The sequence below is a fragment of the Leeuwenhoekiella obamensis genome, from assembly GCF_055391795.1.
In genome coordinates, this window is record NZ_AP029251.1 from 1,806,885 (window position 1) to 1,820,121 (window position 13,237).

At 40.1% G+C, this 13,237-nt stretch carries 16 protein-coding genes; 9 read left to right on the forward strand and 7 right to left on the reverse strand.

What is annotated here, in order from left to right; genetic code table 11:
* Positions 1-57 precede the first annotated feature (57 nt).
* Positions 58-807: an NUDIX hydrolase gene (locus ACZ5L8_RS07985; protein ID WP_464440771.1), complete on the reverse strand. Its 750-nt coding sequence runs from the start codon at positions 805-807 to the stop codon at positions 58-60.
* Between the two features lie 404 nt (positions 808-1,211).
* Between ACZ5L8_RS07985 and ACZ5L8_RS07990 the strand changes: the two genes are divergently transcribed.
* The 9 genes from ACZ5L8_RS07990 (at position 1,212) to hemN (ending at position 9,018) form a co-directional block, all read left to right on the forward strand.
* Positions 1,212-1,694: a QcrA and Rieske domain-containing protein gene (locus tag ACZ5L8_RS07990; RefSeq protein ID WP_464440773.1), complete on the forward strand. Its 483-nt coding sequence runs from the start codon at positions 1,212-1,214 to the stop codon at positions 1,692-1,694.
* Positions 1,695-1,803: 109 nt separating this feature from the next.
* Complete coding sequence (locus ACZ5L8_RS07995; protein ID WP_464440774.1) at positions 1,804-3,552, forward strand: C1 family peptidase; 1,749 nt, start codon at positions 1,804-1,806, stop codon at positions 3,550-3,552.
* A 145-nt stretch (positions 3,553-3,697) separates the two neighbouring features.
* A complete protein-coding gene (locus ACZ5L8_RS08000) occupies positions 3,698-4,324 on the forward strand; it encodes a Crp/Fnr family transcriptional regulator (protein WP_464440775.1) in 627 nt (208 codons plus the stop codon).
* Between the two features lie 59 nt (positions 4,325-4,383).
* Entirely contained in the window at positions 4,384-5,187 is an 804-nt protein-coding gene (locus tag ACZ5L8_RS08005) for a sulfite exporter TauE/SafE family protein (RefSeq protein WP_464440776.1), read from the forward strand.
* Positions 5,188-5,223: 36 nt separating this feature from the next.
* Positions 5,224-6,102 (forward strand): sterol desaturase family protein, encoded by an 879-nt coding sequence (locus ACZ5L8_RS08010; protein WP_464440778.1) that lies wholly within the window; start codon positions 5,224-5,226, stop codon positions 6,100-6,102.
* 93 nt (positions 6,103-6,195) lie between these two features.
* On the forward strand, positions 6,196-6,753 hold the full coding sequence (locus ACZ5L8_RS08015) for a YeeE/YedE family protein (protein WP_464440779.1): 558 nt from the start codon (positions 6,196-6,198) through the stop codon (positions 6,751-6,753).
* A gap of 9 nt (positions 6,754-6,762) precedes the next feature.
* Entirely contained in the window at positions 6,763-7,176 is a 414-nt protein-coding gene (locus ACZ5L8_RS08020) for a DUF6691 family protein (RefSeq protein ID WP_464440780.1), read from the forward strand.
* 173 nt (positions 7,177-7,349) lie between these two features.
* Positions 7,350-7,637, forward strand: coding sequence for a hypothetical protein (locus ACZ5L8_RS08025; RefSeq protein ID WP_462597884.1), 288 nt, complete (start codon positions 7,350-7,352; stop codon positions 7,635-7,637).
* A gap of 16 nt (positions 7,638-7,653) precedes the next feature.
* A complete protein-coding gene (gene hemN / locus ACZ5L8_RS08030) occupies positions 7,654-9,018 on the forward strand; it encodes an oxygen-independent coproporphyrinogen III oxidase (protein WP_464440781.1) in 1,365 nt (454 codons plus the stop codon).
* 110 nt (positions 9,019-9,128) lie between these two features.
* Here hemN and ACZ5L8_RS08035 read toward each other — a convergent pair whose 3' ends face one another.
* From ACZ5L8_RS08035 to ACZ5L8_RS08060, 6 genes are read right to left on the reverse strand one after another with little or no spacing between them, the layout of a single operon-like run.
* Positions 9,129-9,461, reverse strand: a complete 333-nt coding sequence (locus ACZ5L8_RS08035) for an HNH endonuclease (RefSeq protein WP_464440782.1) — start codon at positions 9,459-9,461, stop codon at positions 9,129-9,131.
* Positions 9,462-9,471: 10 nt separating this feature from the next.
* On the reverse strand, positions 9,472-10,179 hold the full coding sequence (locus ACZ5L8_RS08040) for a sulfite exporter TauE/SafE family protein (RefSeq protein ID WP_464440783.1): 708 nt from the start codon (positions 10,177-10,179) through the stop codon (positions 9,472-9,474).
* A 2-nt stretch (positions 10,180-10,181) separates the two neighbouring features.
* On the reverse strand, positions 10,182-10,628 hold the full coding sequence (locus ACZ5L8_RS08045; protein WP_464440784.1) for a FixH family protein: 447 nt from the start codon (positions 10,626-10,628) through the stop codon (positions 10,182-10,184).
* Positions 10,629-10,644: 16 nt separating this feature from the next.
* On the reverse strand, positions 10,645-12,066 hold the full coding sequence (gene ccoG / locus ACZ5L8_RS08050; protein WP_464440785.1) for a cytochrome c oxidase accessory protein CcoG: 1,422 nt from the start codon (positions 12,064-12,066) through the stop codon (positions 10,645-10,647).
* 5 nt (positions 12,067-12,071) lie between these two features.
* The gene (locus ACZ5L8_RS08055; protein ID WP_464440787.1) at positions 12,072-13,052 is read right to left on the reverse strand and encodes a cbb3-type cytochrome c oxidase N-terminal domain-containing protein; all 981 of its coding nucleotides are present in this window, start codon (positions 13,050-13,052) and stop codon (positions 12,072-12,074) included.
* Positions 13,049-13,234, reverse strand: a complete 186-nt coding sequence (locus ACZ5L8_RS08060; RefSeq protein ID WP_464440788.1) for a CcoQ/FixQ family Cbb3-type cytochrome c oxidase assembly chaperone — start codon at positions 13,232-13,234, stop codon at positions 13,049-13,051. Before ACZ5L8_RS08060 ends, ACZ5L8_RS08055 begins: the two co-directional genes overlap by 4 nt.
* Between the last annotated feature and the right edge of the window lie 3 nt (positions 13,235-13,237).

Sequence of the window (13,237 nt, forward strand, 5' to 3'; positions counted from 1 at the left end):
TGAAGGTTTTTCATTTTTATAGCGTAGTCGCTTTCGCGAAAGCGTTAAACATATCTTTTACCAACTCTCCTTAAAGCCATCCTGCATAGCCTTCTCATAATTCTCAATATTGAACGAATACAGATCTGGTGATTTGTGCGCGCCACCTTTTCTGGTTTCGTTAAGCTTCTCTAGCATGTTATAATTGATCATTTTTCTGTAAAAATTACCTCTATTAAGTTTTTTACCTAAAATGATCTCATACAAACTTTGAAGCTCTGGCATCGTGAATTTTTCGGGCAGTAGATTAAGACCTACAGGTTTATAATTAAGATCTCTGCGCAACTGGATCATGGCTTCTTCAAGAATGATCTTATGATCCATCATAAGTTCTGGTAGGTCCATAATATCGCACCACTCGCAATGATCTGATAGATCATCCATCACAAGGCAAACCTCCTGATAATTTACAAGCGCATAATATCCTAAACTTATAAAGCGATCTGCAAACCACAGATCTGACATCCCATCGTAGATCTTGCTTGTGCGATCTAGACTCCCAAAGGCTTTAAACTGGTGTAAGAAAATATCTTTCACTCCAGTTCTTGTCTCAAGAATATCTGTTGCAGCGTCCTGCAAAGACTGCTCTTTTTTAATAAAACCGCCCGGCAAACTCCAGCTATCTACATGCATGAGTCTGGTGAGTAAAACCTTTAAATTTTTATCATGGTAGCCAAAAACTACACAATCTATTGAGAGATTTGATAAGTAATCATCCTTATAATCGGCTTCCTTGCTTTTAAGTAGGTTGTATAAATCTTCGTTCATTTGGAAAGTTAGATAATGGGTATTTCAAAAATAATCCCCAAAATTCAGGCCACAAAATACAAATTGTTAATTACAACGATTTCGAAGCCTATTTTAATTTTTAATCATCTGTTTTGCAGTAGACTATCCTTTTTAAGCATACTACAAACTAGACTAAATTAAACATAAATCACTTAATATCAATTAATAAGACTACAATTATTCTGTTATGTTACATTATGATCCATAAAATTCTTTACTGCAATTTTCAGTAACGGATGAGCGCAAGAAATATTGACCTAAATCAATTTTTGATGCGTAATTTTTTATTTGGCTGTAGCCAAAAAATACCTCTCACAATTTTTTGGTAAACCGACTAAAGATTTTTTTCGTTAATATTATATGAATCCCCAAATCAATACATTATGAAGCGTAAAGAATTTATTATCTCAATTGGCAAAGGTGCATTAGTGGCATGCACAGGTTCTTGTTTACTTGCAGCTTGCAGCTCTAGCGACGATGGTGCGACTACAGATCCGGGCAGCAATCCCACAGGAGGAAATGGCGGTAATGGTGGTAACGGTGGCAACACCGGCGATATTAGCATTGATATTTCAGAAATTCCTGATGTGGGCGATCAACGCAAGAAAAATTCGGTTTTGTTTATTCGCATAGGTAGCGGCTCAACCACAGATGATTTTGTGGCAATTGAAGCTATTTGCCCGCATCAAGGCGCATCTCTTTTTTACAAACCAGATGATAATATTGTAGAATGTCAATTGCACGCTGCGCAATACGAGATAGATGGTGACACAATACGAGGCCCACAAAACTCGGCAGGAAGCACGCGCGATCTTAAGGTTTACACCACTTCTATAGACGGCACAACGATAACCGCAGAGGTTTAAGTTTTTATTTTTTGGCTTAAAGCCAAATAACAAAACACCCAATAAATACGGCAATTGGCGTATTTCATTTTTAAGGTTGTTCAATGAATTTTGAACAAAACCTCATACGATGAAAATACTTAAACTATTGCCGCTGGCTTTTCTGCTTTTTGGGATCGCTGATCTTAATGCTCAAAAGGATTATAGACTTTTTCAAACGCCTGTAAAAAATCAAGGGTATCGCGGTACGTGCACTGCCTTTGGTCTTGCAGCTGCAATAGAAGTAATGCCAGGAATGCCGGCAGATATTTCTGAGCAATATTTGTACGCAAGCCTTAAACTGGATCAAGATGATGTGCCGTACAAAGAAGGTGATCTTTTAAGAAATTATATGGGTTCTATACCGCGATATGGTTTTGTACCCGAGGAAGTCTTGCCATACAATCCCAAATCATCAGACTGGAAGAGCGCTGATGATAATTTTACAAGGCTCATTCGTGGTGCGCAAATGGGTAAAGTGGGATTAATGCTGTCGCAAAGCAAAGCCTTATACACCATCCCAGAAAACGGATTTATCTACTACGGTCCAGGCGATGTAAATGATGTAAATACCATTAAAGAACTGCTTGATCTAGGCTTTACTGCAATTGCCGTAAGTTATAAATACCTGCATGTGCCAGCGTGGAGCAGATACAGCGGTAATCCTGATACTCCGCTACTTCCCACAATTTTAATAGAATACAACGGACAAAAAACCAGATATATGGATCTGGTAAAAACCTATGAAGGAAATCTTATTGAGGATGCTTACTCTGGTAAAGTACCTTATTATCTAGAAAACCCAAAAACAAAACTTGAAGACGGCACCATTAGAGATAATTATGGAGCGCATATCGTTACCATTGTGGGCTATAATGATAAGGGCTTCATATTTAAGAATTCTTGGGGTTCTGGATGGGGCGACAAAGGTTATGGCTACATCTCATATGCCGCACACAGGATCATGGCGCAAGAAGCGATAATCCCAAGAAATCTTGCTTTAGACTATCCCGCAGTTTTTAAACCTATGACTCAAAGTGTAGATATGAAATTGAAAACATCTATTTTCAATACTCAGCAGGATATTCAGTTTGCGGTTTCAATGGTTTATCCTTCAGATCAGGAAGCGATGGATCTACAACAAGTGGATTATGAATTTTATAACGGCAAACACGAGTTACTTGCCAAAACAACGGCAGTAAAAGACACCACCCAAATTCCGTTTATAACCTACCCTTTTAAAGGCAAGTTGACTCCGCCAGACTTCTTGCTAGGCAAAGCTGCGATCTATGCAAAAGTCACTTTAACGGGAACAAATGGCATTCAGGTAAAACGCACGTATGCTAACATTTTTATAGGTACAGATGATTATACTTCTCTGGAAAACACCACAAACACATTAAAAGTCAGCCCGGTTTACGAGACCTTTTTTAAAGAACTTTTTCCGCTTCAGGATAGCAACATTGGGTTTATGTTAGATGCTAGCGCTTTTCACAACAGTTTAAAAAAGAGCGGACTACCCTACTCTACAAACGCTTCAAAAAATCAATTTTACGTGAGTTTTCAAGACAAACCGTTTCAAAATATGCTTTTTAAATTTGATGTAAGCGACGACAATCTCTTAGCAGAAGCTGAACTTGTTTTTAAAACTCCAGATGAAGCTAAAGCATATTTCTTAAATCACTACAAAGTGCAAGATGATGGTAAATTTAAATACTTTAAAGACGAGTATAACACCCAGTCATTTTTTGCTGATGAAGATCCCAAAAAAGCAAAGGCCTGGTACTATAACAACAAGATCTTCTTAGTGTGCAAATACGGTAGATGGACAAATATTTGATCGCTTCCGTGAAAATGAATAAAGTGCAATGAATCGCAAGACACTAAAAATAAACAGGTATCGCAAGATATTTAAAAAGTATTTTTTTGGCTACAGCCAAAACGAGCTAAATGCGTAAATTACACTTACCAATTTTACGCATGCAATGATCCAAGAAATACAAGCCAGCTACCAAAATCTTTTTGAAAATGAACTACTTGAAGAAATGGTTGAAGTGGGGCAACTCAAAGAAATTGAAGCAGGAACAGATCTTATAATTCCCGGGCAGTATATTAAACACATGCCGCTACTTCTAGAAGGAAGTATTAAGATCCTGCGTCCTGATGACGATGGCTTTGAACTGCTACTTTATCATCTTGAAAAAGGAGATACCTGCGCCATGACGCTTACCTGCTGTATGGGGCAGAAAAAAAGTGAGATTCATGCCGTTACAGAAACAGCGGTAAAATTGCTTATGGTTCCCATAGGGAAGATGGAAGAATGGAGCCGAAAATATAGATCTTGGAGAAATTTTGTTTTTGACAGCTACCACAATCGCATGATGGAAATGCTAGAGAGTATAGACAGTATTGCTTTTAAAAACATGGATCAGCGCCTGGAAATTTACCTTAAGAACAAGGTTAAACTTCTCAATAGCAAACATCTTTACACTACGCACAAAGAGATAGCAGATGATCTACACACCAGTAGAGTTGTGATCTCAAGGCTTCTTAAAAAGATGGAAAATTCTGGCGATATTGATTTGCATCGCAATTTTATTGAAGTCCTGTAACCTGCGTTACACATACTCATAGATCATAGTTCTAGCTTTGCCCATATTAGAAAAAGAATATGGTAGCTTTTGAAATATTAGGATATGTAGGAGCCTTGCTAATTGGCCTTTCTCTAGGGCTAATAGGCGGCGGTGGATCAATTCTTACAGTTCCTATTTTAGTATATGCACTTGGTCTTAATCCTGTGATCGCAACTGCTTATTCACTTTTTGTAGTAGGTACAACTTCACTCGTAGGCGCAGTAAAAAATATGATCAAAGGGATGGTAGATCTTAGAACAGCTACCGTTTTTGCCATTCCGGCATTTATAGGCGTTTTTCTTACCCGTAAATATTTGATCCCGGCAATTCCTGAAAATCTTTTTATGATAGGAGATTTTCAAGTAACAAAAGGACTAGCGATCATGCTTTTCTTTGCGATCATCATGGTTCTAGCTTCAATAAGTATGATCCGTCAAAAGAAAAAATGTGAAGATTGTGAAGAAACTGAGGTTCAATACAATTATCCATTGATCATCATAGAAGGTCTTGTAGTAGGAACAATAACAGGAATTGTAGGTGCTGGCGGCGGATTCTTAATTATCCCAGCGCTTGTATTACTTGCAAAACTACCCATGAAAAAGGCAGTAGCTACTTCGCTACTCATTATCGCGATAAAATCTTTGATCGGCTTTCTTGGTGATGTGTCAAACCACGAGATCGACTGGAAGTTTCTCTTAATTTTCTCATCCATTTCAGTAGTTGGGATCTTCATCGGCGTGTGGCTCAACAAATTCATTGACGGTAAAAAACTCAAAAAAGCCTTTGGATGGTTTGTACTTTTAATGGCGGTTTACATAATTTATAAGGAACTTGCAGCATAAACGACAAATCTTATAAATTTCTGGCTTTCGCCAAAAGTGGAAAAATACACAAAGATCATTGCAGATAGTTTCTCAGGGTATTACAACTATCTCATTAACGAAATCACAAACCCCAGTTGGAACAGTTACTTTTACTGGCTCCTTTGGGTTTCTTTGTTTGTATTCTCTCTTGAGATCATTCTTCCTTGGCGCGAAAAACAGCCTATTTTACGTAAGGGTTTCTGGCTAGACACCTTTTATATTTTCTTCAATTTCTTTCTTTTCTCGCTTATAGGTTACAATGCTCTATCAAATGTAGGCGTGGAGCTTTTTAATGACTTTCTTGGTCTTTTTGGCATTGAGAACATTGTGGCATTTAAAGTAGATGATCTGCCGGTCTGGTCACAATTATTGATCATGTTCATCATCGCAGATTTCATCCAGTGGAATGTGCACCGCATGCTTCACCGCGTGCCATGGATGTGGGAATTTCACAAGATTCACCACAGTGTTAAAGAAATGGGATTTGCAGCACAATTCAGGTTTCATTTTATGGAAACCATCATTTATAAAAGCGCACAATACATTCCGCTGGCGATGATAGGTTTTGGGATACAGGAGTTTTTTATCGTGCACATGTTCTCTGTGGCTGTGGGTCATCTTAACCACGCCAACCTCAACTGGAACTATGGTTATTTTGGATACATTCTCAATAATCCGCGCATGCACATCTGGCACCATTCAAAGGAACTCCCAGAGCAACACCCATACGGAATGAATTTTGGCTTAAGCCTGAGCATCTGGGATTATTTGTTTGGCACGGCATACATCCCAAAAAACGGTAGGGATATCACACTGGGTTTTGACCACGATGAAGAAGTGCCCCGCAGCTTCTGGGGACAGCTTCTTTACCCTTTTAAGAAAAAACCTGAATAATGTCTTTCTTCCTACCACTGAAATAGCTTAAAGTGTAACCATTGTTACCGTTTCGCTTCCGCGAAAGCGACATCTTTGCATAAAATATTTTCTATGAATTGGATTTATGAGCCCTGGCCATGGTATGTTGCCGGCCCACTTATTGCCTTAACTATGTTTATCCTGCTTTTTGTAGGAAAACAATTTGGGATGTCTTCTAACCTTCGCACCGCTTGTTCTGCGGTGGGAGCAGGTAAATTTGTAGACTTCTTCAACTTTGACTGGAAGTCACAACGCTGGAATCTTATGGTGGTTCTTGGAGCCATTATCGGTGGATATTTAGCGTCAAATTACATGTCAAATAACGTCGTAGAAATCAACCCAGATATCGCAAACGAACTTGCAACTGAATATAATATCACTAGTGCAAATGAGGCTTATTTACCACCTGAGATATTTGCAAACGATGCCATTTTCACTCCGTTTAATTTTTTGCTTTTATTGATTGGCGGATTTCTAGTTGGTTTTGGAGCGCGTTATGCTGGCGGTTGTACTTCTGGTCACGCAATTTCTGGACTGAGTAATCTTCAACTACCGTCACTTATTGCCGTGATTGGATTTTTTGTGGGCGGTATGATTATGATTTACTTTCTCTATCCCCTAATTTTTTAAGCGAACAACATGAGATATATAATGTATTTAGTAATAGGTGTCTTTTTTGGCATCGTGATGTTTAAATCTGAAGCCGCTTCATGGTTTAGGATTTATGAGATGTTTCGTTTTGGGAGCTTCCACATGTATGGAATTATAGGTTCTGCGCTCGCTCTGGGAGTAATTGGTGTGCAAATCATTAAACGCTTTAATTTAAAACCTGTAGACGGTAGCGAGATGAGCTTAAAGCCAAAAGACAAAGGGTTTACACGCTATTTCATCGGCGGGACTATTTTTGGCTTAGGATGGGCGCTTGCTGGTGCTTGCCCTGGCCCGATGTATGTTCTTGCAGGCGCTGGATTTTATGCCATTCTTGTGGTGATTGCCGGAGCTTTACTAGGAACTTTTGTTTATGGTTTGTTTAAAGACAAGCTGCCGCATTAAAATATTTCGTGCATGGTTCTCGATACCTCTGCATACTGCAGAAACTCGAACTGACACGTTTTCGTTATAGCGAAATAAAATCGTCCTTATATTTTTTTAGCTAACTGACATATGTCATAAAATAGCTAGTGCATGCCCGGTACTTTTGAAGAGTAATTCAAAAACTATCGGGTATGACACTTTATGCAAAACTTCAAAAAGACTTTACAAGCAACGTTCTGGGCTACTCTGCGCTGGGAATTATTTGGGTAACTTGTTTAGGTTCAATCGCAGTGATGAGCATTTTAATGAATGGTCATGACTTCTTACAAATGTTTCAGGTTTTTCTTGTGGTATCTGCTTGTACGCTTCACAACGCATCGATTCTTACCGTGCAAAAACCAGAACTGATATTTAAACTTCTTACGATTTCTACCATTATAAGTGTGACTTTGATGGTTGCAAATATGCTTTTCGCGTAAGCTAAAAACAGAATTTATGGCAACTTCACTGGTGGCAAAATATAATGTCCCGGGACCGCGGTATACAAGTTATCCCACAGTCCCGTATTGGGATATGGAGAGTTTTTCATTATTAAAATGGAAAGAAAGCTTGAAAAAAAGCTTTGACGAGAGTAACGAAACTGAAGGTGTGAGTCTATACATTCATCTTCCTTTTTGCGAGAGTATGTGCACGTTTTGCGGCTGTACAAAGCGTATTACAAAAAATCATACGGTTGAGATTCCTTATCTCAATGCGGTGCTCAACGAGTTTATGATGTACACTAAACTCTTAGGAAAACGGGCAAATATCAAAGAATTGCATCTAGGTGGTGGCACGCCTACTTTCTTCTCGCCGGAGAACCTTGAGCGATTGATTCGTGGAATTCTGGCAATAGGCCACAAGATGGAAAACTGTGAATTCTCATTTGAAGGTCATCCTAACAATACCACTCAAGAACACATGGCGGTGTTGAGAAAATTAGGGTTTAATCGCGTGTGTTTTGGCGTCCAGGATTATAACGAGATGGTACAACGCGCCATAAACCGAATTCAACCTTATGAGAACGTGCGCAAAGCAACATTGACTGCGCATGGTTTAGGTTATGAATCTGTGGGGCATGACATCGTTTATGGACTTCCATTTCAAACGCGTCATCATGTACAAAACACGATAATGAAAACCATAAGCCTGCGACCAGACCGTATCGCTTTTTACAGTTATGCGCACGTGCCATGGCTAAAAGGTAACGGCCAGCGTGGCTATCGTGATGAAGACCTTCCCGCTGCTGCAGAAAAGAAAACGATGTACGAAATGGGCAAGCAAATGTTGCTTAATGCAGGTTATGTTGAGATTGGCATGGACCATTTTGCATTGCGTAGCGATAAGCTTTACACGGCATTTAAAGCTGGTAAACTGCACCGCAATTTTATGGGCTATAACGCTTCAAAAACTCAGGTAATGATTGGCCTGGGCGTTTCTGCGATAAGCGATAGCTGGTATGGTTTTGCCCAAAATGTAAAAGGGCTCAACGAATATCATCATCTTATTAAAAATGATATTCTTCCGGTTTTTAGAGGGCATATTTTAAATGAAGAAGACCTGGTTGTTCGCCAGCATATTTTAAACCTCATGTGCCATTTTGAAACTTCATGGAACGATAAAAATATGTGGTTTAACGAACTACCACAAATCCTTGCTAAACTGCAAGAACTAGAAGCTGACGGACTCATAGAAATCAGTGAAAAAACGCTGAAAGTCAAAGCTGCAGGAAGACAATTTGTGCGCAACGTTTGCCTGCCATTTGACCTAAGATTACAGCGCAACAAGCCAGAAACAAAGCTATTTTCAATGACGATTTAGTTAGACAGGGGTTAATTCATGTAGTGGTGAATTAAGAAAAAGGAGGCCAAACGGCCTCCTTTTCAATTGGATAAATTGCTAGTTTGCGTGTTTGGCTTTCGCCAAAAGTATCATTTGGTTTCTTCCCTTTTTGAAATCGCGGCAAGTGCTTCTTTCACAATAGGTGCTACATTTTCTCTGTTAATAGAATTTCTTTTACAATAGTCTGATTTCAACCAATTTTCTAAGGATTTTGCTCCTTTACTTGCGTTACAAGAAATACAACAAAGTGCGATATTATCTACACCATTTATTCTGATATCATTTACAATATGTTCCCAAGACGCTTTATTTTTTCTTGATAATTTATCCACAGAAAACCCTTGACCACAATAGACACATGATTTATCTCTTTCAATGACAAAATTTTCTACTTCCAATGGTATTCCCCAAGAATTAGTCATAGTTTAATAATTAATGACAACTGGCATTCGCCGAAACTTTTTCAATCGCTACAGATTCTGGTGGTGAAACAAAGGGAATTCCCAATCCCATGCCGCGTAAAATGAACAAAAGTCCCATGCCTACTACAAGATAAGGAACCGTCTTTCTAAATGAAAATATCGCAGTAGATTTCGCGAAAGCGGCAAAATAATTTGCAGCCAGCATAAGCGGTACCGTTCCCAGGCCAAAGAAAAACATATACGACATACCGGTTAAGGAACTGCTTGTGGCAACTGCGCCAAAAATCGCCATATACACCAGGCCGCAAGGCAGTAAACCGTTAATTAAACCAAGCAAGAAAAACTTAGAGCCAGCGCCGGTTTTTAGTTGGCCGACCATAAGGTTTTTAAGGCGTGCGACAAGTTTGTAACTCCACTGGCCCATTTTGAATTTCCTGAACCATTTTGACGGAAGTATAATTGCCAAAATCATAGAAACGCCCACAATGATGGAGACATCTTGCTGCAGGCTGAACAATCCCAGCCCATGACCTATTAGCCCAAGTAAACCGCCCAAAATCGCATACGTTAGCAACCTGCCAAAGTGATACGAGAGCAACTGTAGATTTCCGCGCAAAGCGTTTTTTCTATCAATGGGCAAAAGCATGGCAATGGGGCCGCACATGCCCACGCAATGCATGCTCCCCAGAAGTCCTAAGATAAAAGCTGCCCAAATCATCGCTAATAGATTATTTGTTTTTTGAGCAGGTAATTTTTGCCATCTGCCGTCCAGGAGATGGTAATGTTCCAGCGGCCGCCCACTAAGCGCGAATCAGGTATGAGCAATCTGGAGTTGGACACCTCAAGTGGAAATTCAAAATCCAGAAGCTTATTAGACGGCCGGTATAGGAACACTGTACCTGTAAGTTTTTTATCATCAAATTCTTGCGGAAAGTAGACTTCGTAGCCACCTTTTACTTTCTCGCTGCGCATAGGGATCTTTAAATCGGCTACATTTTGCTCTGCCAGTAATTCTGCCGGGAGCGCCATTTCTTGTTTGTAATATTCTTCTGTGACCAGGTCGTGGTCAAATTTTTTATCGGTCATCATCCAGGTCACGAGTACGAGAATAAATCCCATAAATGCTACCATTCCTACTACTAATCCGGTTCCCCAATTGATTTTCATGACTTTCAATTTTAAATTATCTATAACTCCGTGGTCCCATAAAATTGGTCGTGGTCGTCTCAATAAGTTCATCACCACTGTACACACCTATGGTCAGTTTTTCTTTTTTTTCGCTTAAAGCGGAAGCATTAATCTCGATAAACAGGGTGCCTTCTGCGAGGTCTTGTCCCGGCACGTCAATATCTTGATGCGTCACCACTTCTAGATTTCCGTTATGCGAAAGCAACTCAAAGTGCACATCGTTAATATCAACCGTGGTTTTGTTGACTAACTTGTATGTGTAAACATTGCTAATCATGTTGTTTTCCTTGCGCTCATACAATTGCCCAGGTAATCTCAGGATGCGTGCTTCGATGTCATTTCGCAGAAACAGCATCCCGCAAAAAACGGCTATCAAAATCCCAAGCACCACAGAGTATCCCTTAAGCCGTGGACTGAACTTAAATTTTGCCTTTTTCTCAATGTTCTCAATACTGGCGTAGCGAATCAAACCTTTGGGCAAATCCACCGAATCCATGATACTGTTGCACGCATCTATACAGGCCGTGCAATTCACACATTCTAGCTGGGTGCCGTTGCGAATGTCGATACCCGTAGGACAGACATTCACACACTGAAAACAATCGATACAATCACCTTTTCCCGTAAGGGAACGATTCTCATTTTTCTTGAATTTACCTCTGCCCTGCTCGCCCTCGCCACGTTTATAATCATATGCAACCACGATAGATTTGTTGTCTAGCAAGACGCCTTGCAATCTTCCATATGGACATGCGATTATGCAAACCTGCTCCCTGAACCACGCAAAAACAAAGTAGAAAACCGCTGTGAAAATGAGCAGCGAAATCAACGTGCTCACGTGCGCAGCTGGACCGTCAATCACATATCTCAAAACGCGGTCGCTGCCTATTAAATAAGCCAAGAACACGTTTGCAATAAGAAAGGAAATGATAAAAAAGATTATCCATTTTGCTACTCGCTTTCTTATTTTAAAGGCATTCCACGGCATTTTGTCAAGCCTGATTTGCTTGCCGCGGTCACCGTCAATCCAGTACTCAATCCTACGGAAAACCATTTCCATGAAAATGGTCTGGGGGCAAATCCACCCGCAGAAAATACGCCCATAAGCCACTGTAAAAAAGATGACAAACACCACCCCGATTATCATCATAATCACAAAAAGATGAAAATCCTGCGGCCAGAACGGGAAGCCAAAAATGTTGAACCTGCGCTCTAATACATTAAAAAGTAAGAACTGGTTACCGTTGATTTTTAAAAATGGGGCCGCAAACAAGAACGCCAGCAAAAAATAACTAAGTAACTTTCTATACTTATAGAATTTACCAGACGGTTTTATGGGGTAAAGCCAACTGCGCTTACCCTCATCGCTCACCGTCCCGATGCTGTCCCTAAACCGTTCTTGACTTTGCGAACCCACTTTTCTTAATCTTCAGTTGTTAAATCCATATCCACAGGTTTATCATCAATGATAATCTCAATGGTCGTTGAATCAATGATTTCAACATTTACCTCGTCAATAGGCGAATTTTCATCTTTCCAGATTTCTCCTTCTGGCTCTTTAGGGTCTACAGGATTTGTGCCGTGCAGACTCAAAACATAACTCGCTACTTGCGCGATTTCGCTAGGTTTAAAGTTGGTTTTCCAGGCAATCATACCTTTTCCGGGACGGCCACCTTCAGAAATCGTGTTGAACACATTCTTAATCCCGCCACCGTTAATCCAGTAATCATCGGTAAGGTTTGGACCAATTCCGCCAGCGCCGCCTTCTTTATGGCAAGCGATGCAGTTTCCTGCGAAAATGCTTTCGCCCGCTTTTATATCGCTAGCTTCGGTGAGCAGTTCTACCGTACTCGCATCAACCAAATCTTTAGCAGTAAGTTTGTATTCTTCGATTTGTTTTTTGGCCTCAGCCATAGCAATCTCATACTCGGTTTTCTGGTCATCACCGCCAAAAATGTGAAACCTCGCCAGATAAATCCCGGCAAAAATTATGGTTGCGTAAAAGCCGTACACCCACCACGGCGGCAAATTATTGTCCAGTTCCTGGATGCCGTCATAGTTGTGGTCAAGGATAATTTCATCTTCTTCCTCAATGGGTTTACTGCCCAGAAGTTTGCGGTATTTGCTTTTTAACCAAGCAAGCTGCTGCTCTTTTTTAGTTTTTTCCGCGGCAGCGATACGCTCCTGGTCCTCGATTTTTAATGTTCTAAATAACACTGAATGCAACGCTCCCAGCGAAATCTCTGCGGCGATGTAGAACATAAGGATGACTCCAAAAACGGCCCAGATCCATGGCTGTTCAACAAAAATTGAGGTTTCTCCCTCGGTTCCCATCCAGTCGAGTAAAAAATACCCGAAAATGGCAAAACCTAATATCCTTAAAAATGATGCTGTTGTTCTCATGCTTGTGAATTTTGAGGATTATCTAATGGCAGGTTTTTCACCTCTGTGATGTGTTCTTTTTTAGCTGTAAAAACCCACCAAAAAAGTCCGACGAAAAACACGAAGAAAATGAGTAGCGAGATGATGGGATAAATTTGAACCCCATCGATGTTTTCTAGATTTTGTTTTACAAATTTTAGCATGGC